Source organism: Nonomuraea sp. NPDC049309 (assembly GCF_043196965.1).
Lineage (GTDB): Bacteria > Actinomycetota > Actinomycetes > Streptosporangiales > Streptosporangiaceae > Nonomuraea > Nonomuraea fastidiosa.
This window is the reverse complement of sequence record NZ_JBICSH010000006.1, coordinates 22959-44316: the sequence shown is the minus strand read 5'-3', so window position 1 is coordinate 44316 and position 21358 is coordinate 22959. Positions and strand designations below refer to the sequence as shown.

Below are 21358 nucleotides of genomic sequence, written 5' to 3'. Positions count from 1 at the left end.
CCATGGCCGAACAGCCCACGACGGCTGAGCCTGCCCGCGCCAGGCTCAGCCCCCGCAAGAAGCAGCAGATCAGCCGGGGCATCCAGTACGCCGTCCTGGTCGTCCTGCTGATCGGCCTCATCCTGTACGCCGACTGGGGCAGCCTCGCCCAGAACTTCGCCAAGGGCGACGTGGCGCGCGAGGCGCTGCCCGACCTGTTCACCGTCGCGCTGCGGAACACGATCATCTACACGGTCAGCGGGTTCGTCCTGGCCTTCGTGGCCGGCCTGGTGCTCGCGCTCATGAGGCTGTCGTCGGTGGGCCCGTACCGGTGGATCGCGATCGTCTACATCGAGATCTTCCGTGGCCTGCCGGCCCTGCTGATCTTCATTCTGATCACGTTCCTGCCGCTAGCGCTGCCCGGGTTCGAGGTGCCGTTCGGCACGTACGGCCAGGTCGCGCTCGGCCTCGGCGTGATCGGCGCGGCCTACCAGGCCGAGGTCTTCCGCGCGGGCCTGCAGGCCGTGCCCAAGGGACAGGTCGAGGCCGCGCGGTCGCTCGGCATGTCGGCCTTCCGCGCCCAGGTCACGGTGGTGATCCCGCAGGCCGTCCGCATGGTCATCCCGCCCACCACCAACCAGTTCGTGGCGCTGCTGAAGGACTCGTCGCTGGTGCTGTTCCTCGGCGTGTCCAGCGACTACGTCGAGCTCGCCAAGTTCGGCAACGACCTGGCATCCCAGTACTCGAACGCGACGCCCATCATGGTCGCGGGCCTGACGTACCTGATCGTCACCATCCCGCTGGGCTCCCTCGCGTCCCGGCTCGAGGGACGCAAGGGAGGGACTCGATGACGCACGCCATCGAATTGCGCGACCTGCACAAGTGCTTCGGCGACAACGAGGTGCTCAAGGGCATCGACATGACCGTCGATCCCGGCCAGGTGGTCTGCGTGATCGGGCCGTCGGGCTCCGGCAAGTCCACGCTGCTGCGCTGCGTGAACCTGCTGGAGACGCCCACCCGGGGCAAGGTGTTCGTCGAGGGCGTCGAGGTGACCGACCCCGACGTGGACATCGACGCCGTACGCCGCCGCATCGGCATGGTCTTCCAGCAGTTCAACCTGTTCCCGCACATGACCGCGCTGGAGAACGTCATGATCGCCCAGCGGCGGGTGCTGAAGCGGAGCAAGAAGGAGGCCGAGGTCATCGCCAGGGAGAACCTGGAGAAGGTGGGCGTCGGCGCCAAGTGCGACGCGCTGCCCGGCCAGCTCTCCGGCGGCCAGCAGCAGCGGGTGGCCATCGCCAGGGCCCTGGCCATGAACCCCGACCTCATGCTCTTCGACGAGCCGACGTCGGCGCTCGACCCCGAGCTGGTCGGCGACGTGCTCACCGTCATGCGCAAGCTGGCGGAGGAGGGCATGACGATGATGGTGGTCACCCACGAGATGGGCTTCGCCCGCCAGGTGGCCGACCGGGTGGTGTTCATGGACGGCGGCGTGATCGTCGAGGACGGCCCCTCGTCCCAGGTGATCGGCGATCCGCAGCACGAGCGCACGCGGACGTTCCTGCACCGCGTGCTGCACCCGGAGGACTGACGGGATCTCCGTTCGAACCGGAGGGCGGGGACGCGAGCGGCGTCCCCGCCCTTCTGGTGTAATACACCGGCATGGACCTGACCTCTTACGCGGAGTGGGCGGTCCGGCTGGTCAACGACCCCTCGCCGCCGGCCGGGCTGCTGCGGCTGCGCGACGAGCTGGCCGCCGTGTTCGACGCCGCCGGCGACGAGCGCGCGGTGGCCGCGCGGCTCAACGCCCTGCTCGAGCGCTATCCCGTACGCCCGCAGCTCACCGACCACGACGGCTCGGGCTGGCACCTGCACCTGGCCGAGGACCCCGCGGCGACGGCGGCGATGGGCCTGGCCGCGGTGGTGGCGGAGCTGGGCGTGGACCGCCTTGGGCGCTGCCAGGACGCGCGCTGCGGCCGCGCGTTCCTCGACACCTCGTCCAACCGCTCGCGCCGCTACTGCTCGGCCCGCTGCGCCAGCCGCGCCAACGTGGCCGCCTACCGCGCCCGCCGCCGCGAGGGGCTCCTGCCGACGAGCGGCCCGCGCGTCAGCGGCCAGTAGCGCAGCACGACCCGGCCCACGATGTCGCGCACCGGCCCGAAGTCCCAGCTGTCGCGGCGCCCGCTGGCCCGCTGGTTGTCGCTCTCCAGCCACCAGCCCTCGTCGGAGCGCCACTGGGCGCGCTTGACGATCAGGCGGCCGTCGCCGGGCATGCGCGCCACGACGAGGTCGCCGGGCCGCACGGCGGCGCCCCGGCGTACGAGCAGCCAGTCGCCTGGTAGCAGCGCCGGTCGCATCGAATCCCCTTCGACACGCACTCTCATCGGCTGTGACCCCCTACTCCGCAGGCGTCGGGACCCGAGTAAGGTCGGTTGTGGACCAAGCTGATTCAGCATCCAGGAAGGACTTTCTGATGCTCGCACGACTGCTACGACCGAGGCATGTCGCATCCGCACACTGCGACCTGCCCTGCGGTGTCTATGACCCCGCCCAGGCCCGCATCGAGGCCGAGTCGGTCAAGGCGATCATGGAGAAGTACGCGGCCAACGAGGACCCGGTCTTCCGCGCCCGCGCCATCAAGATCAAGGAGGAGCGCGCCGAGCTGGTCAAGCACCACCTCTGGGTGCTCTGGACCGACTACTTCAAGCCGCCGCACCTGGAGCAGTACCCGCAGCTGCACCAGCTCTTCTGGGACGCCACGAAGCTGGCCGGTGCGGCCGGCGCCAAGGGCACGGTCGACGTGTCGAAGGCCGAGGAGCTGCTGGGCAAGATCGACGAGATCTCCAAGATCTTCTGGGAGACCAAGGCCGCCTAAAACGGCACATAAGGCTCTGTGCGGTTACGTACCGCACAGAGCCTTTTCCGTTGATGGCGAGTCTGAATCGTCCAAGCACCGCTCAGGGGCGGTAAGTTGCAGTCAGCGTCGGATTCGCGAGGAGGAACGTGACCGAGGAAACCGAGACGCGCGCGGAGGGCGTGGCCGGCATCCGCGATGTGGTGAGCATCAGGCTCCCCGCGGCGAGTGCCTACCTGTCTGTGCTGCGTACGGCTACCGCCGGCCTGGCTGCGCGGCTTGACTTCACCCTGGACGAGATCGAGGACCTTCGCATCGCCGTCGACGAGGCCTGCGCGATGCTGCTGAGCGAGGCGGTGCCCGGCACGGACCTCACCGCCGAGTTCGAGCTCACGGGGCAGGAGATGCAGGTCAGAGTGGAGGTGACCACGGTCGGCAGCTCCGCGCCCAAACGCGATGACTTCGCCTGGATGGTCCTGACCGCCCTGGCCGACGACGTCGACGCGGTGACCGACTCCCCCGATCGCATGGCGATCGTCCTGCGAAAGCGCCGAGGCGCGACCCAGAGTGCGGCGGGGCCGGCGTGACGGAAAGGACTGGAGCCATGGCCACCAGCGAACACGCCGTGCCCGACCGGGTGCGTGCTCGCATGCTCTTCGCCGAGCTGGCCGAGCTGGGCCCCGACGAGCCGCGCCGCCAGCGCATCAGGGATGAGCTGGTCGAGCTTCACCTTCCCCTGGTCGAATACCTGGCGCGCCGTTTCCGCAATCGGGGCGAGTGGCTCGACGACCTCACCCAGGTCGCGACCATCGGTCTGATCAAGTCCATCGACCGGTTCGACCTCAACCGCGGCGTGGAGTTCTCCACCTACGCCACGCCCACCATCGTCGGCGAGATCAAGCGGCACTTCCGTGACAAGGGCTGGGCGGTTCGCGTACCGCGCAGGCTTCAGGAGCTGAAGCTCTCGCTGACGAAGGCGATCAGCGACCTGTCGCAGCGCGAGGGGCGCGCCCCGACGGTGGCAGAGCTCGCCTCCTACCTCAAGATGACCGAGGAGGAGGTGCTCGAAGGGCTCGAGTCCGCCAACGCCTACTCCACGGTCTCGCTCGACGCGCCCGACTCCGGCGACGACGACGCGCCCGCGGTCTCCGACTCGCTGGGCATCGTGGACGAGTCGCTTGAGGGCGTCGAGTACCGCGAATCGCTCAAGCCGCTGCTCGAACGGCTTCCGCCGCGCGAGAAGCGCATCCTGCTGCTGCGTTTCTTCGGCAACATGACGCAGTCGCAGATCGCCACCGAGCTGGGCATCTCACAGATGCACGTCTCTCGCCTGCTGGCCCGCACCCTGGCCCAGCTCCGCGAGGGTCTGACGGCCGAAGACTGACACCCGGGTTTTCCGCACCCGCACCGCGAAAGGGCGCGACGTGCGGAAAACACACCTGCCGGCGGCCGGGACGCACGTCATCCGTCCGGGCACGCACGCTCGTCCGCCTGGCACGCGCTGATCCGCCGCCGTGAACCGGCGCGTGTCCGGGTACGCGCGGGTGCGCGGCGCGGCCGTCCGTCACCGGAGACGAGCGCGGCCGCGCGCCTATCCGTCGCCGTAGAGCGCGTGGGTGGTGGGAGGAGCCAGCAGCGTCACGATCCCGGCGACGGCCACCACGAGCAGCGGGATCCCGAGCTGCGCCTGGCCCGACTGCAGCAGCGTGACGGAGACCGGCAGCATGAAGATCTGGGTCAGCACCCCCGGCGACCTTCCCCACTTCTCCATCCTGAACAGCCCACCCAGGGCGACCCAGAGCAGGCCGGCGCCGACCAGGAGCCCGAACGCCGCCTCCGCCAGGGCGGTGGTCATGTCGTCGGGCCGGCCGGTCAGGGTCTCGATCGCGACGAAGACGCCGAGCCCGAGCGCGATCAGGCCCTCGACGGCGACGATCGCGGCGGCGATGAGCAGGGTAAGCGGGCGACCGTTCACGGTCCGTACCCTACCTCCAGGGGCGGCCGCCCCTGGAAATGGGACTTTCGGCCGATAAGCCGGACAAGCACACCGGATACGCTGGCGCCATGCGCGCCATGCTGCTGGTCAACCCCAAGGCCACCACGACGAACGCCCGCACGCGCGACGTGCTCATCCGCGCGCTCGGGGCGGCCGTGGACCTCGCCGTCGAGGAGACCCTCTACCGGGGCCACGCGGCGTCGCTGGCGGCCACCGCCCGCGCCAAAGGTTACGACCTGGTGGCGGTGCTGGGCGGCGACGGCACGGTCAACGAGACCGTCAACGGCCTGCTCAACCCGGTCAACGGCGAGGCGCCGGCCAGCGACCCCAGCGCGGGACGGCCGGGCCTGATCGTCATCCCCGGCGGCAGCGCCAACGTCTTCGCCCGCGCGCTCGGCCTGCCCAACGACCCGGTGGAGGCGACGGGCCAGGTGCTCGAGGCGCTCAGCCGGGGCCGGCGCAGGACCGTCGGCCTGGGTCAGGCCCTGTGGGAGGGCCAGAGCCGCTACTTCACCTTCTGCTCCGGCATGGGGTACGACGCCGAGGTTGTACGGGCCGTAGAGGGCCTGAGAGGCACCGGCCGTAAGGCGACCCCCGCACGGTATGTGAACACGGCTCTGAGGCACTATCTGGCCACGGACAAGCGGCATCCTGCGATGACCGTGACCGGTCCCGGCATCCCGGCGGCCGAAGGGGTGTTCCTGGCGATCATCTCCAACACCTCGCCGTGGACGTACGTCGGCAGCCACCCGGTGCGCCCCACCCCGTGGGCGAGCTTCGAGACCGGGCTCGACCTCCTGGGCCTGCGCAAGATGGGCCCGCTGACGCTCGCGCCCCTCATCCGGCACATCCTCACGGAGAGTGAGGCCCTGCCCTCGGGCCGGCACCTCGTCCAGCTCCACGACGAGGCCGAGTTCACGATCACCGCGGACCGTCCCGTGGCCTTTCAGCTGGACGGTGACTACCTGGGCGAACGCGAGACCGTAACGTTCCGATCTACACCGAACGCGTTACAAGTTCTGGTCTAGCTGGTTACATTCGGTCATTGTGTGACGCATCCGACATCCATAACCGCCAAAAGTTACCTGCAACCCCCTTGCGTGCACTCTGCGTGGCTGACAGGCTCAAGCATGACGTCCGAACGTAGGACCTTTAACAACCCCTAGGGTCCTCCGGCGGACGCCGGACAAGCCCGACTCCCCACAGGATCCGGGTCATTGTTCGCACGAGTTAGTGAAACTCTTCACAAAGTAGTGGCCGCACGGAGCCCGACCGAAGGCTCCATCTACTAAGGAGTGGACGCATGGACTGGCGCCACCGAGCTGCCTGCCGTGACGTGGACCCCGAGCTGTTCTTCCCGATCGGCAACACCGGCCCGGCACTCTTGCAGATCGAGGAGGCCAAGCAGGTCTGCCGTTCCTGTTCGGCGATCGACGCCTGCCTGAAGTGGGCCCTGGAGTCCGGCCAGGACGCCGGCGTCTGGGGCGGCATGAGCGAGGACGAGCGCCGCGCGCTCAAGCGCCGCACCGCCCGCGCCCGCGCCCGCGCCACCGCCTGACCGCTCGGCTTCCCCACCTACGACGACGCTGTCAGCAGGGCGGAAGAGGGATCGACAGCACGACCTTCGTACCGCCTTCAAGGCGCGGCTCGATGGCGAGTCGCCCCGACAGCTCCCCTTCCACCAGCGTGCGCACGATCTGCAGCCCCAGGCTGGTGGAGCTGTCGAGATCGAAGCCGTCGGGCAGCCCGCGGCCGTCGTCCCAGACGGTCACGTTCAGCCGCTCGTCCGCGGACTCGACCATCACCTCCAGCCGCTTGGGCCGCCCATGCTGCATCGCGTTCTGCAACAGCTCGGTCAGCGCCATCGCCAGCGGGGTGGCGATCAGCGACGGCAGCACGCCGAACTCCCCCACCCGGCGCGGCGTGACCGCCACCTCGGGAGACGAGACCTCCCCCGCCATGGCGATCACCCGGTCGGCGATCTCGTCGAAGTCGACGAACTCCTCGGGGGCGTGCGACAGCGTCTCGTGAACGATCGCGATCGACCCGACCCGGCGCACGGCCTCTTCGAGCGCCTCGCGCCCCTCGGGCACCTGCAGCCGCCTGGCCTGCAACCGCAGCAGCGCGGCCACGGTCTGCAGGTTGTTCTTGACCCGGTGGTGGATCTCGCGGATGGTGGCGTCCTTCGTCATCAGTTCGCGCTCGCGCCTGCGCAGCTCGGTGACGTCCCTGATGAGGACGAGCGCGCCGATGCGGCCGCCGCCGACGATCAGCGGGATCGCGCGGAGCTGGACGATCGTGCCGCCCGACTCGACCTCCGTCTCCTTGGCCGCCTTGCCGCTGGCCACGACCATGAGGTCTTCGTTGATCGGCTCGTCGGAGTAGCACAGCTGGGCCGTGACCCTGCCGAGCTCGGCGCCCACCAGGTCGGCGTGCAGGCCGAGCCTGCGGTAGGCCGACAGCGCGTTGGGCGATGCGTACGTGACGCGCCCCGCCCTGTCGAGCCTGAGCAGGCCGTCGCCCACGCGCGGCGAGCGGACCAGGATCGGCTCGTCCTCCGAGAACGGAAAGCGTCCCTCGGCCACCATCTGCGCGAGATCGGACGCGCTCTGCAGGTAGGTCAGCTCCAGGCGCGACGGGGTGCGGGCCGAGGAGAGGTTCGTCGAGCGCTGGATGACCGCGAGGAAGCGGCCCTCGCCGCCCTCGACCGCCCGGCGCACGGGGATGGTCTCCTCCCTGACCGGCACGCCCGTGGACCAGTCGGGGTCGCCCTCGCGGCAGATGCGCCGCTCGTTCCACGCCGTGTCGATGAGCCGGCGCTCGCCTTTCGCCGCGACCGTGCCCACGATGTCGTCGTGATAGACCGTGGGACCCGTGGTCGGGCGCATCTGGGCGATGGCGATCCAGCCGTTCTCCCCCAGCAGCGGCGCCCACAGGACGAGATCGGCGAACGACAGGTCGGCCAGCAGCTGCCAGTCGGAGACCAGCGAGTGCAGCCAGTCGAGGTCCGCTTCGTCGAGAGCGGTGTGGCGGGCTACGAGGTCGCTGAGAGTCGGCACGAGTGCATCATGCGTGCTTTCGGCCGCAACAACCAAACCGACCCCCGGGCGGGCGGGCATGTTTCACTACAGGGGTGACGGGTGGGCGCGGTACGCCCTTTCGTCCGCCACGGCCGGCGTGCGGAGCGGTGGCGCGGCTGCTCGCTCGTACAGTGACGACAGACACGACACCGTCCACTTCGCTGGACTCATCACGAAATCTCATATTGTGAGAAGCGTCATACCGCCGAAGCCGCGAGCCCACGAGAACGCGCCGGTACGCGATCAGCCGGAGGTGATCCCCACGAGCGCGAGGTTCTCCCGGCCCCCCTGCGACACGGCGCGCGGAGCCGCCTCGGTTGCGATCGCGCACGGTGCTGTGGATATCCTTCTCCATCAACCTGAGCTGCCCGGATCCGCGCGTGCCCACACCCGCACGCGCCCGGCGCCGGTCGGCCGCCGCGGCCCGTGGTTGACCACTCGGGCCGAAGTGAGTTCCGATGATCTCGCGGTGACCAGACACGCCCTCACCGCCGTGGCAGAAGTGAAGGTGAGAGCGTGAGCGACGACAGCCCCCGGGTACCGAAGTACTACGACGTGAAACGGGCCCTGCTCGAACTCACCAAGACCCTTCCCCCGGGCACCGCGCTGCCCCCCGAGCGCACGCTCGCCGTCCGGTTCGAGACCTCGCGTACCACCGTCAGGCAGGCGCTCACCGAGCTGGTCGTCGAGGGGCGGCTGCTGCGCATCCAGGGCAAGGGCACGTTCGTGGCGCAGCCCAAGGTCGCCCAGGTGCTCCAGCTCACCTCGTACATCGGCGACCTGCGCACCGCCGGCCTCGAGCCCGACACCAAGATCCTCGAAATGGGCTACATCACCGCCGACGAGACGCTCGCCCGCCGGCTCGCCATCAACCCCGGCGGCCGCGTGCTGCGCATCCACCGCCTGCGCCTGGCCAACGGCGAGCCCGTCTCCATCGACACCACCCACCTGTCCGCGCGCCGCTTCCCCCGCCTGCGGCGCGAGCTCGAGGCGCACTCCTCCCTGTACGAGACCCTGCACAACGCCTACAACGTGCGGCTGACGGACGCCGAGGAGATCATCGAGACCGTCCTCGCCACCCCGTACGACGCCAAGGCGCTCGGCGTGGACGTGGGCCTGCCCATGCTCCTGCTCACCCGCCACGCCTTCGACGCCGACGGCAACCCCGTGGAGTGGGCGCAGTCGCTCTACCGCGGCGACCGGTACAAGTTCGTCACCCGCCTGCGCCGCCCCTGACCCTCTCGGCACAACAGCCCTTGACCGGGGCGCCTTTGTGGGACAGTGAGGGCACTTGGCCGTACCGCCACCGGTGTGACAGCAGGGAGCGACACGATGTCGCCGACACCTTCCGGCACGGGGCCGCTCGACCCTGGCGTCTCGGGCATCGACCCGGCGCTCATGGACGGCTTCGTCGCCGCCATGAGCCGCGCCCACGCGCTGATCGGCGAGCACTCCAGGGCCCTCCGCGACGAGCTGGAGCGGGCCCGCGTGAGCGCGTCCGCGCTGACCCCCGTCAAGGCCGTCGAGGACTGGACCGGCGAGCAGCTTCCGCGGCTGCGCACACGCCTTGAGGTGATCCGCAGGAAGGTGCCCGGCTGGGGGCCGCTCGTCACGGCGCGTGGGCTGATCACGTACGACGAGGGCCAGGTGCCGTACGCCTCCCCCGGAGAGTCCCGCGAGGAGGGGGCCGCGCTCGCCGCACTCTACCGCGACAACCTGGCGCGCAGCGCCGGCAAGGTGGACACGAAGGGGCTCCGCGAGGAGCGGGCGGCCCTGCTGAGCCGGCTCCTGGCGCGCAAGGGCGACGCCGACTTCGCCGCGGCCTTCTTCGCCGGGCTGGGCGCCCGCGCGACCGTGCGCCTGCCCGAGGACGTCCGGCTGCTTTACGACGACTCCCCCACCGTCCCCGTCGACGATCGGCACACCGGCAAAGAGGCGGCGCTGGCCGGCCTGTCCGCAGCGTTCGCCGCCGCCACCGCGGCGCGCCGCCGCGTGCCCGCGTTCGGCAAGGTGATGGACGACCTGGCGCGGCGCGGCGACGAAGCGCACAGGGACGGGCTGTCGTGGCTGGTCAGCACCGGGCACTTCCCGACCGGCTGGCTGGCGAGCGTGGCGCGGGCCAACGTCGTGCTGCCCATGCTCAGCCGTACGCTGCGGCAGACGGAGATCAGCCTCGGCACCACGTCCAGGTTCCTGCGGGCGCTGGCCGGCAACCCGGCGGCGGCGCGCGCGGCCGTCGGTGGCGCGGGCGGCGACTGGACCTCCCAGCCGCCCTCCACGCTGCCGGTGCCGTCCGGCATCCCCCGGCCCACGCTCGGGGGTGTGCTGTCGGTCATGAACGCGTACGTGGCCGGCGACCGGCGCACCAGCGACGCCTTCGGCAGCATGCTCGCGGCGGCCTCCGGCGTGTACGACGAGAAGGACGGCGCGCACAGCCAGGACGCCGCGAGGTTCGCCTTCCACGTCATCACGACCGCGCCTGAGCTCTCCATGCACGACGTCATGAAGCGGCACCTGGCGGAGATCGGCGGCTCGTACGCGACCGAGTTCGCCGCCGGCGCCGATACCCTCGACCCCGGCTCCAGCGGAGCCGGCAGATTCGGCACCTTCGACGACGAGCTGCCCGGCACCAAGCCCGCCTTCCGCCTGTCCCTGCGGGACGGCTACCGCTACCTGCAGCTCTTCGCCGACACCGACGAGAACATGGAGCCCTTCGACCGGGGCATGGCGGGCCTCGCCCAGCGCCTCTTCACCCTGAGCCTGGACATCGACAAGCACCGCATCGCCCACCCGCCGGCGGACGGCTCGCAGCCGGTGACCGCGGTGGAGCATCTGTTCTCCCGGCTCGGCGCGGTCTCGGGGATGCAGTTCGCGGCGATGAAGGTCGTGCGCGGGACGGCCGACGCCGAGGCCAGGCGCGGCTACGAGACGTTCGAGCTCGCCCTCGACAAGGGCGCGGACATCGCGCTGCTGTCCACCCCCACGTTCGGCCTGCCCGCCGCGGCCGCCGCGGCCGGGTGGACGGTGTTCAGCTGGGCGGTCAAGGACGGCCTCGGCGCCGTGCTCGAACCCGACGCCCGCCTGCCCGACGTCAACGACAAGGAGCTGACCAAGACCATGGCCGCCCTGCACGACATGGCGGCGGCGCTGATGGACGGCGGGTACACCGGCGCGAAGCCGCCCGTGAGGTTCCGCGCGCCGACCGACCCGCTGATCGTCGGGGACGACGGGCGGCTCAGGCCGTACGCGGAGATCGCCAAGGACCCCAAGGCGATGACCGCCTTCCTGGAATGGCTGAAGTCCAACGGCAGCACCGACGACCGCGCCGACCGCCGCTCCTTCGGAAGGCTTGCAGCGAGCGCGGCCAGCAAGTTCTCAGCGCAGCAGGACGTGGCCCAAGCGTTGCTCGCAGCCTCCGACAAGCGCCTCACATCCATGCTGACGGGGCGGGACCAATGACACGCCTTTCAGGTTCCGTCGGCCACGCAGTCGGTCTCGCCGGTGACCGTCAGCACGTCCGTCTCCGGCAGATCGAGAGTCACCGTGGTGCGGGCCGAGGCCAGCTTGAGCACGGTCTTCCCCTGGTAGGGGACGACGACATGGTCGACCTTGTAGCCCCACACGTCCTTGAGAGTCCCCACCAGCTCCGCGATGAGCACCTCTTGGTCCATGCGGAAGGTGGACTTGACGCCGTAGGTGCGCTTTGTCCCCTCGTCGCCGCACGGAACGTCCTTGCCCCCCGGGTCGGTCACATCGAAGTCCCGCAGGTCAGCCTTGGTCATGAGCTGGGTGATGTGGGTCTTGAGCGTCTCGCCCGCCTGCGCCGCGCTCGGCCCCGGATCGCCGCCGCCCCCGCACCCCGCGACCAGGGTGAACGCCGTCATCGCCGCCAGGCACAGCCGCGCACCAGTCACCGGAACCGCCTCCACCTCACACCGTCGCAGCTCTCATGTTCCCTCACTCAGCCCGTTCCGTTCGGGCATCTCCCGGACAGGTATCGCCGATGACACACGCCTCCGCGGAAGAGCTCGTCGACAGTCCCCGTCACCAGGCGCTGCAGCATGCCCTGCGGAACGTGCGGGTCCGCGCGGCCCAGCTCGAGGCCGCGCTGGACGAGCCCGTCCAGCGGTTCGCGAACACCAGGGTGTGGGTGGGGCCGGCCGCGCGGCGGTTCGGCGAGGAGCTGAGCAGGCAGCGGCAGGAGCTGCGCAGGCGGGCCCGCCAGGTGGTCGAGGAGCTGGAGGAGGAGCTGCGGCGCACGCCGAGCAAGGTGCCTCCGGCCGTCGCCCGCGAGGAGGCGCTGCGCTACGGCTGATCCTCCCCTGGCGCCGATCTTCTACGCTTGGGCGCATGAGCGTTCTCGTCGTCTCGGGCACCGGAGCCGGTGTGGGGAAGACCGTGGTGGCGGCCGCGGTGGCCGCGCTGGCGGTGGATCGCGGGGCCGACGTCGCCGTGGTGAAGCCCGCGCAGACCGGGGCGGCCCCGCTCGACGACGGCGACGTCGATCGCGTGATGCGGCTGTCCGGGGTGCGGACGACGTTCGAGCTGAGCCGCTTCCCCGACGCGCTGCCGCCGGCGGCGGCCGCCCGCGCCTGCGAGATGCCGCCCGTGTCGATGGCCTCGGCGGCCAGGCTGGCGCGCGAGCTGGCGGAGAGCAACCGGCATGTGCTCGTGGAGGGCACGGGCGGGCTGCTCGACCGCTACGACGAGGACGGCGCGACCATCGCCGACCTCGCGCGTACGCTGCGCGCGCAGGTGCTCGTCGTGGCGGGAGCGGGCGCCGGCACGGTCAACCAGACGGCGCTCACCCTGGAGGCGCTGGCCCACCGGGGGCTCGACCTCGCGGGGGTCGTCATCGGCCGCTGGCCGGCCGAGCCGGGGAAGGCGGAGCGCGCCGCCGTGGCCGACCTGGAGATGCTGGCGGCCCGGCCCCTCGCAGGGGTGCTGCCCGACGGCGCCGGCGACCTGCCGGGCCCTGAGGCGTTCCGCGAGGTCGCGCGGCGCGGGCTGAGCCCGACGCTGGGCGGCACGTTCGATCCGTCCGCCTTCCGCCAGACCACCTGACGCCGGGGGCGGCGAGGCGGGCGGGGGGTGGGGTTTTCCCCACCTTTCACCGGCACACCAGGCCCATTTCGCTTCACCACCGCCGCTCAATACCGTTGAGTCATGAAAGTCCCCCGTCCCTGGTCGGCGCGTGCCTGGCTGGACACGGCGCATGTCACGGTCGGTGTGCCCGTCTCCTTGCTGCTCGGCATGCTCACGCTGGCCCTGGCCGTGGTGCCGCCGCTGCTGGCGCGGGTGGTCCCGAGGTTCACGGGGGTGCAGCGATCGCGGTTCGAGGCGTTCCTCGGCGCCCGCATCGCGGCCGTACGCTCTCCTGCGCGGCTGCGCGCGCCCGCGACGTGGCGGCAGATCGGCTACCACCTGCTCTCCCCGTGGGTGAGCGTGATCGCCGCGGGTCTGGTGGCGGCGGCGTGGGGCGGCTCGGTGGTGGGGCTGCTCGCGTTCCTGCCCGCGAAGTTCCAGAAGCCGCCGCTTGAGTTCCTCTTCGACCTGCGCGACAACCGGGTCGTGATGGTCTACATGCTCGTGGGGCTGGCGCTGGCGCTGCTCGCACCGCTGCTGGCGCGGGGCATGGCGGCGCTCGACCTGGCGGTGGCGCGTACGCTGCTCGGCCCGAGCCGCAGCGAGCTGGACCAGCGGATCGAGACGCTGACCGAGAGCCGGGCCGGGGTGATCGACGCGGCCGACGCCGAGCGCCGCAGGATCGAGCGCGACCTGCACGACGGCGCGCAGCAGCGGCTGGTGTCGCTGGCCATGAACCTGGGTCTTGCCAGGGCGACGCTGACGGACCTGCCCGATCCGGCGCGCGAGGCGATCGCGCAGGCCCACGAGGAGGCCAAGCAGGCGCTCAAGGAGCTGCGCGACTTCGTCCGCGGCCTGCACCCCGCGGTGCTGAACGACCAGGGTCTCGACGCGGCGCTGTCGGGCGTGGCGGCCCGCGCGCCCTTCCCGGTGAAACTGCACGTCGACATCGACCGGCGGCCGACGCCGACGATCGAGGCGGTGGCGTTCTTCGTGGTGTCGGAGGCGCTGACGAACACCGCCAAGCACGCCGCGGCCACGAAGGCCGAGGTGCGGGTGCGGCGCGAGCGCGACCGCCTGCACGTGCTCGTCTGGGACGACGGCTGCGGTGGTGCCAGGATGGACGGCGGCACCGGGCTGCGCGGACTGGCCCAGCGGGTCGATTCCGTTGACGGGACGCTGCGACTGTCCAGCCCGCTGGGCGGACCGACGACGATCGAGGTGGAGCTGCCGTGCGAGTAGTGCTCGCAGAGGATTCCGTGCTGCTGCGCGAAGGGCTGATCAGGCTGCTCGACGCGTCCGGCATGAAGGTCGTGGCGGCCGTCGACGAGGCCGAGGGCCTGCTGCGCGCGACCGAGGAGCACCGGCCCGACCTGGTCATCACCGACGTGCGCATGCCGCCCACGCACACCGACGAGGGCCTGCGCGCCGCGCTGGTGCTGCGCCGCCAGCAGCCGAAGCTCGCGGTGCTGGTGCTCTCGCAGTACGTCGAGGAGCGCTACGCCGCCCAGCTGCTCGCATCGGCCGCGACGGGCGGCGTGGGCTACCTGCTGAAGGACCGGGTGGCGGACGTGGCGGAGTTCATCGACGCGCTGCGCAGGGTGGCGGCGGGCGGCACGGCGCTCGACCCCGAGGTGGTCGCCCAGCTGCTGCTGCGCGGCAACAGCGACCCGCTGGAGCGGCTCACACCGCGCGAGCACGAGGTGCTGAAGCTGATGGCCGAGGGCCGCTCCAACGCGGGCATCGCGCAGGCTCTGGTGCTCAGCGAGGGCGCGGTGGGCAAGCACATCGGCAACATCTTCGCCAAGCTCGGCCTGGCCCCTGACGAGGGCGACCACCGGCGGGTGCTCGCGGTGCTGCAGTTCCTCAAGATCAGGAGCCTTCCATGAGGAAGGTGTGGCTCGTGGCGGGCACGGTGACCACGGTCGTCGCGCTGACGCTCTCGACGCTGAACCTGTGGCGGGTGTTCGCCGGCGCGCGCACGCCGAGGGACGTCACCCTGCGCTCGATCCCGTTCGACGGCGACAGCGTCCGCGTCAAGGCGGGCAAGGGGCAGGTCGCGCTGTCCGTGCTGCCGGGAAAGGCCGGCGAGCTGCTCGTGGAGCGCGCGTTGCGCTGGGACGGCGAGCGGCCGAAGGTGACGGAGGACTGGGACCCGCGCTCCCGCACGCTGTCGCTCGAGGCGGTCTGCCCCGGCTCCGACCAGCCGAAGGGCCCCCTCTGCCAGGCCGACTACACGCTTTTCGTACCGCCGGAGACGGACCTGGAGGCGAGCACTCGCAGCGGTCACATCACGGTGCACGGGCTGTTCGGCGACGTGCGCCTGACGTCGGTGTCGGGGGACGTCGACGTCAGGGAGGTCTCGGGCGACCTCTGGGCGCGCTCGGGCACGGGAAGCGTGGACGCCGACGGGCTGACCGGCAAGAAGGCCGATGTGGAGGTCGGCTCTGGCGATGTGGAGCTGATGTTCGCGGTGACGCCGTCGCAGGTCAAGGCGGTCGTGCGTGCCTCGGGTGACGTCAGCGTGCACGTGCCGCCGCAGGCGCGCGTGGGCACCGACGGCGCCCACGCCTACGACGTCACGGTCTCCGGCACCAACACCACGGTGGACGTCCCGCAGCGGGAGGACGCCAAGCGCACGATCGTCGCGACGACCGCAGAGGGCATCGTCACGGTCTGCTGCCAATAGTCCTGATTCGCCGCACGCCAAGGCCGGTCAACGCGCCGGTCGAACTCTGTTTACTCCTGTGACTGGTTGGTAAGTTCCCGGCATGGAGTCTGCGAAGCACGCCGGTGACGCCGCCGTCGCCGTGTCCAAGGCCTACGGCGTCGAGACCATGTTCACTCTCTCGGGCGGCCACGTCTTCCCCCTCTACGACGGCGCGGTGCACGAAGGCATGCGCATCGTCGACGTACGCCACGAGCAGAGCGCGGTCTTCGCCGCCGAGGCGACCGCACGGCTGACCAGGAGCCCCGGCCTGGCGGTGCTCACGGCGGGCCCCGGCGTCACCAACGGGGTGAGCGGCGTGGCGACGGCGCACTTCAACGGCTCTCCCGTGGTGGTGCTCGGCGGCCGTGCGCCGCAGTCGCGCTGGGGCAGCGGCGCGCTGCAGGAGATGGACCATCCGCCGCTGCTCGAACCGATCACCAAGCTGTCGTTCACGGCGAGCGGGGCCGACTCGATCGGGCAGGACGTCGAGGTGGCCTTCCGCACGGCGGTGGCACCGCACCGCGGCCCGGTCTTCCTCGACTTCTACATGGACCACCTGTTCTCGCCCTCCCCCGTCCACGAGGTGCGCACGCAGACGCCGTCCCCGCTGGAGCCCGACCCCGACGACCTGGCGGGCATCGCGCGCCTGCTGGCCGAGGCCGAGCGCCCGGTCCTGGTGTACGGCTCCGACGTGTGGATGGACCGCGCCGAGGAGGCGGCCCGCGACTTCGCCGAGACGTGGCGGCTGCCGGTCATCCCCAACGGCCAGGGCCGCGGCATCCTGCCGTCCGGCCACGAGCTGCTGGTGACCAGGGCGCGGGGCATGGCGTTCGGCCAGGCCGACCTGGTGATCGTGGTGGGCACGCCGCTCGACTTCCGGCTCGGCTACGGCTGGTTCGGCGGCAAGGACGGCGCGCCGCTCGCCAGGGTGGTCCACATCGCCGACGCGCCCTCGCAGCTCACCACCCACATGCAGCCGGCCGCGTCGGCCGCGGGCGACCTGTCGGTGGTGTTCTGGAGCCTCGGCACGGCCTGCGCCGAGGCGGGGGTCAAGCCCGACGCGTACGCGCCGTGGGTGGAGAAGCTGGCCGGCGCCGCCAAGGCCGCCATCGCGGGCGACGCCGAGCTGCTGGCCTCCGACGCCGACCCGATCCACCCGATGCGCATCTACGGAGAGCTGGCCAAGGTGCTGGACGACGACGCCGTGGTGATCGGCGACGGCGGCGACTTCGTGTCGTACGCGGGCAAGTACGTCGAGCCGAAGCGGCCGGGCAACTGGCTCGACCCGGGCCCGTACGGCTGTCTCGGCACCGGCCTCGGCTACTCCATCGCCGCCCGCCTGGCCAGGCCGTCCTCGCAGGTGGTGCTGCTGCTCGGCGACGGCGCAGCGGGCTTTTCGCTGATGGACGTCGACACCCTGGTGCGGCACAAGCTGCCGGTCGTCATGATCTGCGGCAACAACGGCATCTGGGGCCTGGAGAAGCACCCCATGCAGCTGCTGTACGGCTACGACGTGGCGGCCGAGCTGCAGCCGCAGTGCCGCTACGACCAGGTGGTCACGGCCCTCGGAGGCGGCGGCGAGCTGGTGACCGCGCCGTCGGAGATCGGCCCGGCGCTGCGCAGGGCGTTCGACTCCGGGGTGCCGTACATGGTGAACATCGCCACGGACCCGCAGATCGCCTACCCGCGCAACACGACGGGCGTCTGACCCGTCAGGGCGCCTTGGAGGGCGTGGGGGTCGGCGTGGGCGTCTCCGGCGGGCTGTCCTCGGGGCAGGCGCTGTCGATGAGCACCATCGTGATCTCCGCGCCCTTCTCCACCGCCTTGCCGGGCCCCGGCGTGGTCGCCTTGATCCGTCCGCAGCGCCGGCCGTCGGTGGTGGTCGTGCGGTCGTCGATCACCGGCTGCAGGCCGGCCGCCTCGATCATGCCCTGGGCCTCGAGCAGGCGCCTGCCCACCACGTTCGGCACCAGCACCTTCTTGATCGACGGGCTCGCGGAGGGCGACTGCGTCGGCGACGGGCTGGCGGACGGCGTGCTGGTGGGCGTCTTCGTCGGCTCCTGGATGGTCCGCGTGACGGACGGCGTGGGGCTCTGGGGCCGGTTGACGGTCTGCTCGGCCACCCGGGTCGGCTCGGGCTCGACGGTGGGCGGCTCGGGCGTCCTGGTCTTGGCGGCGGGCCTGGTCGGCTTGGGCTTGACCTCCTTGCCGTCGCCCTGGTTGGCCATGGCCGAGGTGGTCTGGGTCGGCTCGACGGGCGTGGCGGTGAATCCGGTCAGCGCGACCGCGCCCGCGCCCGCGCCGAGCACGACGGCCGCCGCGATGCCGGCGACCAGCCCGGTCCTGCGCGGCGCCTTGGCGGCACGCCGGCCGCCGCGCCGTTCGGAGACCGCGGTGTCCTCCTGGGCCAGCCGGGCGCCGGTCTGGTAGGGGTCGCCCTCGCGCGGCTGGTAGGAGCCGGTCTGCTGGTACGCCTCGGACGGCGGCGCCATCGTCGCCCCCGTGGACGGCGCGCCGGACAGTCCGGCCAGCGCCTCGGGCTCGGCCGGTGCCTGCCCGCTGGCGATCGCCCTGGCGGCCTCGCTCATCGCGCGCGCGTTGGGGTAGCGCCTGGCGGGATCCTTCGACAGCGCGATGTCCACGAGCCGGCGCACCGGCTGCGGGATGTCGGCCGGCAGCGGCGGCGGAGCCTCGCGGATGTGCTTGAGCGCGATCGTGACGGCGCTGTCGCCGTCGAAGGGCCGCTGGCCCACCAGGCACTCGTACGCGACCACGCCGAGCGCGTAGATGTCGACCGCGGGCGTCACGGGGGCGCCTTCCGCCTGCTCGGGAGCGCAGTAGGCGGCAGTGCCGAGCACCATGCCGGCGTCGGTGAGCCGGCTTGCGATGTCGGAGCGCGCGATGCCGAAGTCGGTGAGCACGAGCGTGCCGTCGCGCTGCACGAGCAGGTTGCCCGGCTTGACGTCGCGGTGCACGATGCCCTGGTCGTGGACGGCCTGCAGAGCCGAGGCGGCCTGCGCGATCAGCTCCATGGCCGCCTGCGGCGGGATGCGGCCCAGCCGGGCGAGCAGCCGGTCGAGCGGCTCGCCGTCGACGAACTTCATCACCAGGTAGACGGTGTCGCCGCTGACGCCGTAGTCGTAGACGTCCACGACCCCGGGGTGGTTGATCGTGGCCATCGCCCGCGCCTCCCCCTGGAAGCGGGCGACGAAGCCGGGGTCCTGCATGCGGCCTGGGAGCAGCACTTTGACGGCGACGGTGCGGGCCAGGACGGTGTCCTCGCCTCGCCACACCTCGCCCATGCCACCGGCGCCGATGCGGGTATCCAGGCGATACCGCCCCGCCAGCGTCGTCCCTTGGGCCACCATGATTCCCCCGCTACCCCCCTACGTCCGTACCTCTCCCACCCCGCGGGTCTCCAACAAAGCGAAGTTTTGTCGCGGTGAGGTTACACAGTGGTCACGGAACTCAGAGAGTGTACGACTCACCTGTCTCACATGCCACTCAAAAGCCTCAAGCCGTACAAAGCCTATCCTGAGGCCTTGCGTGCGCACTTGTCCGCGTTTCCGGGAAGTCAGCGGGCCCATTCCGCCGCCCTTTAGGCTGATCCCCATGACGCTCGCACCGGGGCTGCGCGCCCAGCTTTCGACCGTCGTCGAGATGGCCGACACCGCCAAGGAGATCGGCAGCGGTGATGTGCCCGTGCTGGCCACACCCAGGCTGCTCGCCCTGGCCGAAGCGGCGACCGTACGCGCCGTCGCCCGGCATCTCGCGCCCGGTGAGACCTCCGTCGGCACCCGGGTCGCCCTCGACCACCTGGCCGCCGGCCCGCTCGGCGCGCGCGTGCAGGTCGGCGTCGAGCTGACCGAGGTCGACGGGCGGCGGCTGGTCTTCGCGTTCGAGGCCCACGACGAGCACGGCGCCGTGCTGGGCACGGGCACGATCGAGCGCGTCGTGGTCGACCGTGCCAGGTTCCTCGCCCGCACTACTCGATGACCGCGATCAGGTCGCCTTCCTGGATCACGTCGCCCTCGGCCACCTTGAGCTGCGCCACCACGCCGTCGTCCTCGGCGATCACCGGGATCTCCATCTTCATGGACTCGAGGATGACGAGCGTGTCGCCGTCGGAGACGGTGTCGCCCTCCTTGACGAGGACCTTCCACACGTTCGCCACCATCTCAGCGCGTACCTCAGCCACCGGGACCTCCCTCTTCACTGATCCAACAATCTCATGCGGCCTACGCGCGCATCCGCGCGACCAGGCCGGTGTCATAGTCGCCGGCGGCGAACTCCGCGTTCTCCAGCAGCTCGGCGCAGAACGGCAGGTTGTTCTTCGGGCCCTCGACGACGAACTCCGCGATCGCCTTGCGGCCCTTCTCCAGCGCCTCCGCCCGGTCGGAGCCGTGGACGCACAGCTTGGCCATCAGCGGGTCGTAGAACGGGGTGACGGTGTTGCCCTCCGCGTAGCCCGAGTCGACGCGCACGCCGTCGCCCGCGGGCTCCTTCCACGCCGTGATCTTTCCGGGGCCGGGGAAGAACCGCTTGGGGTCCTCGGCGTACACGCGGAACTCGATGGCGTGGCCGCGCGGCTCGGGCCGCACCTCGGGGCGCTCGCCCGCCGCCACCCGCAGCTGCAGCTCGACCAGGTCGAGTCCGGTGACCAGCTCGGTGACCGGGTGCTCCACCTGCAGCCTGGTGTTCATCTCCAGGAACACGAAGTCCTGCTTGTCGGCGTCGACCAGGCACTCGACCGTGCCCGCGCCGACGTAGCCCACCGCCTCGCCGGCGCGCACCGCCGCCTTGAGCATGCGCTCGCGCAGCTCGGCGCTGATGCCGGGCGACGGCGACTCCTCGACGACCTTCTGGTGGCGGCGCTGCACCGAGCAGTCGCGCTCGCCCAGCGCCACGACCTCGCCGCCGGGCAGGCCGAGGATCTGCACCTCGACGTGGCGGGCCCGCTCGATGTAGCGCTCCAGCAGCACGGCGGGGCCGTCGAGCGCGTCGCCGGAGAACCGCGCCGCCGCCCTGGCGGCCTGCTCGTACGCCTTGCCCAGCGCCTCCTCGTCGTGGGCGACGCTCATGCCGATGCCTCCGCCACCGCCCGCGGTCTTGACCATGACCGGGTAGCCGATGGACTCGGCGGCCCTGAGCGCCTGCGACAGGTCCGTCACCGGCTCGCGGGTGCCCGCCGCGACCGGCACGCCGGCGGCCTCCATGAGGTTACGGGCGTTGATCTTGTCGCCCATCTTGTCGATGGCCTCGGGCGACGGGCCGATCCACACCATCCCGGCCTCGATGACGGCCCTGGCGAACGCGGCGTTCTCGGCCAGGAAGCCGTAGCCGGGGTGGATCGCCCTGGCGCCGGTGTCGCGCGCCGCCTGCAGCACCTTGGCGACGTCGAGGTAGCTCTGCGCCGGATTGGCCGGTCCGAGCAGCACGGCCTCGTCGGCCTCGCGGACGAAGGGCAGGTCGGCGTCGGCCTCGGAGTGGACCGCGATGGCTCGCAGGCCCATCCGCTTGACCGTGCGGATGATCCGCCGCGCGATCTCCCCTCGGTTGGCGATCAGAACGGGTCCGAGCGTCTCAGTAAGCACGCCGACCACCCTACGACCGCCACCGCCTTGACCCCTTTCCCCCGAAACCACCGATCCGGC

24 protein-coding genes are annotated in these 21358 nt (G+C 71.3%); 17 read left to right on the top strand and 7 right to left on the bottom strand.

The genetic code is table 11. The annotated features are described in order from the left end of the window. The first annotated feature begins 2 nt into the window (after window positions 1-2). The 3 genes from ACGFIM_RS31930 to ACGFIM_RS31920 all read left to right on the top strand — a co-directional run bounded on the left by ACGFIM_RS31930 (window position 3) and on the right by ACGFIM_RS31920 (window position 2100). Window positions 3-830 carry an amino acid ABC transporter permease gene (locus tag ACGFIM_RS31930; protein ID WP_393207930.1) on the top strand — a complete coding sequence of 276 codons (828 nt, stop codon included), beginning with the start codon at window positions 3-5 and terminating at the stop codon, window positions 828-830. Further along, a complete protein-coding gene (locus ACGFIM_RS31925) occupies window positions 827-1570 on the top strand; it encodes an amino acid ABC transporter ATP-binding protein (RefSeq protein WP_393207927.1) in 744 nt (247 codons plus the stop codon). The genes ACGFIM_RS31930 and ACGFIM_RS31925 overlap by 4 nt, the downstream gene beginning before the upstream one ends. Window positions 1571-1641: 71 nt before the next feature. Beyond that, window positions 1642-2100, top strand: coding sequence for a CGNR zinc finger domain-containing protein (locus tag ACGFIM_RS31920; RefSeq protein WP_393207924.1), 459 nt, complete (start codon window positions 1642-1644; stop codon window positions 2098-2100). Here ACGFIM_RS31920 and ACGFIM_RS31915 read toward each other — a convergent pair. Continuing rightward, on the bottom strand, window positions 2037-2435 hold the full coding sequence (locus ACGFIM_RS31915) for a S24 family peptidase (protein ID WP_393207920.1): 399 nt from the start codon (window positions 2433-2435) through the stop codon (window positions 2037-2039). The two genes, ACGFIM_RS31920 and ACGFIM_RS31915, sit on opposite strands and share 64 nt — an antisense overlap. Window positions 2436-2452: 17 nt before the next feature. On the opposite strand from ACGFIM_RS31915, the gene sodN reads away from it, so the two are divergent. From sodN to ACGFIM_RS31900, 3 genes are all read left to right on the top strand, one after another. After that, window positions 2453-2854, top strand: coding sequence for a superoxide dismutase, Ni (sodN, locus tag ACGFIM_RS31910; protein WP_364059416.1), 402 nt, complete (start codon window positions 2453-2455; stop codon window positions 2852-2854). A gap of 128 nt (window positions 2855-2982) precedes the next feature. Further along, window positions 2983-3420: an anti-sigma factor gene (locus ACGFIM_RS31905; RefSeq protein WP_393207917.1), complete on the top strand. Its 438-nt coding sequence runs from the start codon at window positions 2983-2985 to the stop codon at window positions 3418-3420. 17 nt (window positions 3421-3437) lie between these two features. Continuing rightward, on the top strand, window positions 3438-4217 hold the full coding sequence (locus ACGFIM_RS31900; RefSeq protein ID WP_364059422.1) for an RNA polymerase sigma factor SigF: 780 nt from the start codon (window positions 3438-3440) through the stop codon (window positions 4215-4217). 207 nt (window positions 4218-4424) lie between these two features. Here the strand turns inward: ACGFIM_RS31900 and ACGFIM_RS31895 are convergent, their stop codons facing one another. Continuing rightward, on the bottom strand, window positions 4425-4808 hold the full coding sequence (locus ACGFIM_RS31895) for a hypothetical protein (protein ID WP_393207914.1): 384 nt from the start codon (window positions 4806-4808) through the stop codon (window positions 4425-4427). Between the two features lie 89 nt (window positions 4809-4897). Here ACGFIM_RS31895 and ACGFIM_RS31890 point away from each other — a divergent pair, with 89 nt between their 5' ends. Next, complete coding sequence (locus ACGFIM_RS31890; RefSeq protein ID WP_393207911.1) at window positions 4898-5857, top strand: diacylglycerol/lipid kinase family protein; 960 nt, start codon at window positions 4898-4900, stop codon at window positions 5855-5857. A 275-nt stretch (window positions 5858-6132) separates the two neighbouring features. After that, entirely contained in the window at window positions 6133-6387 is a 255-nt protein-coding gene (locus ACGFIM_RS31885) for a WhiB family transcriptional regulator (protein ID WP_364059431.1), read from the top strand. A 31-nt stretch (window positions 6388-6418) separates the two neighbouring features. Here ACGFIM_RS31885 and ACGFIM_RS31880 read toward each other — a convergent pair whose 3' ends face one another. After that, on the bottom strand, window positions 6419-7888 hold the full coding sequence (locus tag ACGFIM_RS31880) for a histidine kinase N-terminal domain-containing protein (RefSeq protein ID WP_393207907.1): 1470 nt from the start codon (window positions 7886-7888) through the stop codon (window positions 6419-6421). A 537-nt stretch (window positions 7889-8425) separates the two neighbouring features. On the opposite strand from ACGFIM_RS31880, the gene ACGFIM_RS31875 reads away from it, so the two are divergent. Further along, a complete protein-coding gene (locus ACGFIM_RS31875) occupies window positions 8426-9145 on the top strand; it encodes a GntR family transcriptional regulator (protein ID WP_393207904.1) in 720 nt (239 codons plus the stop codon). Window positions 9146-9241: 96 nt separating this feature from the next. Then, window positions 9242-11368, top strand: coding sequence for a hypothetical protein (locus tag ACGFIM_RS31870; RefSeq protein WP_393207901.1), 2127 nt, complete (start codon window positions 9242-9244; stop codon window positions 11366-11368). Between the two features lie 8 nt (window positions 11369-11376). Here the strand turns inward: ACGFIM_RS31870 and ACGFIM_RS31865 are convergent, their stop codons facing one another. Further along, a complete protein-coding gene (locus ACGFIM_RS31865) occupies window positions 11377-11823 on the bottom strand; it encodes a hypothetical protein (RefSeq protein WP_393207898.1) in 447 nt (148 codons plus the stop codon). Window positions 11824-11912: 89 nt separating this feature from the next. Between ACGFIM_RS31865 and ACGFIM_RS31860 the strand changes: the two genes are divergently transcribed. From ACGFIM_RS31860 to ACGFIM_RS31835, 6 genes are all read left to right on the top strand, one after another. Then, a complete protein-coding gene (locus ACGFIM_RS31860; RefSeq protein WP_393207895.1) occupies window positions 11913-12224 on the top strand; it encodes a hypothetical protein in 312 nt (103 codons plus the stop codon). A 35-nt stretch (window positions 12225-12259) separates the two neighbouring features. Further along, entirely contained in the window at window positions 12260-12973 is a 714-nt protein-coding gene (bioD, locus tag ACGFIM_RS31855; protein WP_393207892.1) for a dethiobiotin synthase, read from the top strand. A 102-nt stretch (window positions 12974-13075) separates the two neighbouring features. Continuing rightward, window positions 13076-14236, top strand: a complete 1161-nt coding sequence (locus ACGFIM_RS31850; RefSeq protein WP_393207889.1) for a histidine kinase — start codon at window positions 13076-13078, stop codon at window positions 14234-14236. Beyond that, complete coding sequence (locus ACGFIM_RS31845; protein ID WP_393207887.1) at window positions 14227-14883, top strand: response regulator; 657 nt, start codon at window positions 14227-14229, stop codon at window positions 14881-14883. The genes ACGFIM_RS31850 and ACGFIM_RS31845 overlap by 10 nt, the downstream gene beginning before the upstream one ends. Then, window positions 14880-15683 (top strand): DUF4097 family beta strand repeat-containing protein, encoded by an 804-nt coding sequence (locus ACGFIM_RS31840; RefSeq protein ID WP_393207884.1) that lies wholly within the window; start codon window positions 14880-14882, stop codon window positions 15681-15683. The genes ACGFIM_RS31845 and ACGFIM_RS31840 overlap by 4 nt, the downstream gene beginning before the upstream one ends. A gap of 82 nt (window positions 15684-15765) precedes the next feature. Next, window positions 15766-17412, top strand: a complete 1647-nt coding sequence (locus ACGFIM_RS31835) for an acetolactate synthase (RefSeq protein ID WP_393207881.1) — start codon at window positions 15766-15768, stop codon at window positions 17410-17412. Window positions 17413-17416: 4 nt separating this feature from the next. Here the strand turns inward: ACGFIM_RS31835 and ACGFIM_RS31830 are convergent, their stop codons facing one another. Next, entirely contained in the window at window positions 17417-19072 is a 1656-nt protein-coding gene (locus tag ACGFIM_RS31830; protein WP_393207878.1) for a protein kinase, read from the bottom strand. Window positions 19073-19316: 244 nt separating this feature from the next. Here ACGFIM_RS31830 and ACGFIM_RS31825 point away from each other — a divergent pair, with 244 nt between their 5' ends. Next, window positions 19317-19700 carry a thioesterase family protein gene (locus ACGFIM_RS31825; protein ID WP_393207875.1) on the top strand — a complete coding sequence of 128 codons (384 nt, stop codon included), beginning with the start codon at window positions 19317-19319 and terminating at the stop codon, window positions 19698-19700. Here the strand turns inward: ACGFIM_RS31825 and ACGFIM_RS31820 are convergent. Together ACGFIM_RS31820 and ACGFIM_RS31815 are read right to left on the bottom strand one after the other, a co-directional pair. Continuing rightward, on the bottom strand, window positions 19690-19902 hold the full coding sequence (locus ACGFIM_RS31820) for a biotin/lipoyl-binding carrier protein (protein ID WP_364059461.1): 213 nt from the start codon (window positions 19900-19902) through the stop codon (window positions 19690-19692). The two genes, ACGFIM_RS31825 and ACGFIM_RS31820, sit on opposite strands and share 11 nt — an antisense overlap. Before the next feature lie 40 nt (window positions 19903-19942). Further along, entirely contained in the window at window positions 19943-21298 is a 1356-nt protein-coding gene (locus ACGFIM_RS31815) for an acetyl/propionyl/methylcrotonyl-CoA carboxylase subunit alpha (RefSeq protein WP_393207872.1), read from the bottom strand. Window positions 21299-21358 lie beyond the last annotated feature (60 nt).

What these genes read in the sequence shown, in the direction of transcription:
- ACGFIM_RS31930 (WP_393207930.1), top strand. Translation starts at nt 3, where the DNA reads ATGGCCGAACAGCCCACGACGGCTGAGCCTGCCCGCGCCAGGCTCAGC.
- ACGFIM_RS31925 (WP_393207927.1), top strand. Translation starts at nt 827, where the DNA reads ATGACGCACGCCATCGAATTGCGCGACCTGCACAAGTGCTTCGGCGAC.
- ACGFIM_RS31920 (WP_393207924.1), top strand. Translation starts at nt 1,642, where the DNA reads ATGGACCTGACCTCTTACGCGGAGTGGGCGGTCCGGCTGGTCAACGAC.
- ACGFIM_RS31915 (WP_393207920.1), bottom strand. Translation starts at nt 2,435, where the DNA reads ATGCTGAATCAGCTTGGTCCACAACCGACCTTACTCGGGTCCCGACGC.
- sodN (WP_364059416.1), top strand. Translation starts at nt 2,453, where the DNA reads ATGCTCGCACGACTGCTACGACCGAGGCATGTCGCATCCGCACACTGC.
- ACGFIM_RS31900 (WP_364059422.1), top strand. Translation starts at nt 3,438, where the DNA reads ATGGCCACCAGCGAACACGCCGTGCCCGACCGGGTGCGTGCTCGCATG.
- ACGFIM_RS31890 (WP_393207911.1), top strand. Translation starts at nt 4,898, where the DNA reads ATGCGCGCCATGCTGCTGGTCAACCCCAAGGCCACCACGACGAACGCC.
- ACGFIM_RS31885 (WP_364059431.1), top strand. Translation starts at nt 6,133, where the DNA reads ATGGACTGGCGCCACCGAGCTGCCTGCCGTGACGTGGACCCCGAGCTG.
- ACGFIM_RS31870 (WP_393207901.1), top strand. Translation starts at nt 9,242, where the DNA reads ATGTCGCCGACACCTTCCGGCACGGGGCCGCTCGACCCTGGCGTCTCG.
- ACGFIM_RS31860 (WP_393207895.1), top strand. Translation starts at nt 11,913, where the DNA reads ATGACACACGCCTCCGCGGAAGAGCTCGTCGACAGTCCCCGTCACCAG.
- bioD (WP_393207892.1), top strand. Translation starts at nt 12,260, where the DNA reads ATGAGCGTTCTCGTCGTCTCGGGCACCGGAGCCGGTGTGGGGAAGACC.
- ACGFIM_RS31850 (WP_393207889.1), top strand. Translation starts at nt 13,076, where the DNA reads ATGAAAGTCCCCCGTCCCTGGTCGGCGCGTGCCTGGCTGGACACGGCG.
- ACGFIM_RS31840 (WP_393207884.1), top strand. Translation starts at nt 14,880, where the DNA reads ATGAGGAAGGTGTGGCTCGTGGCGGGCACGGTGACCACGGTCGTCGCG.
- ACGFIM_RS31835 (WP_393207881.1), top strand. Translation starts at nt 15,766, where the DNA reads ATGGAGTCTGCGAAGCACGCCGGTGACGCCGCCGTCGCCGTGTCCAAG.
- ACGFIM_RS31830 (WP_393207878.1), bottom strand. Translation starts at nt 19,072, where the DNA reads ATGGTGGCCCAAGGGACGACGCTGGCGGGGCGGTATCGCCTGGATACC.
- ACGFIM_RS31825 (WP_393207875.1), top strand. Translation starts at nt 19,317, where the DNA reads ATGACGCTCGCACCGGGGCTGCGCGCCCAGCTTTCGACCGTCGTCGAG.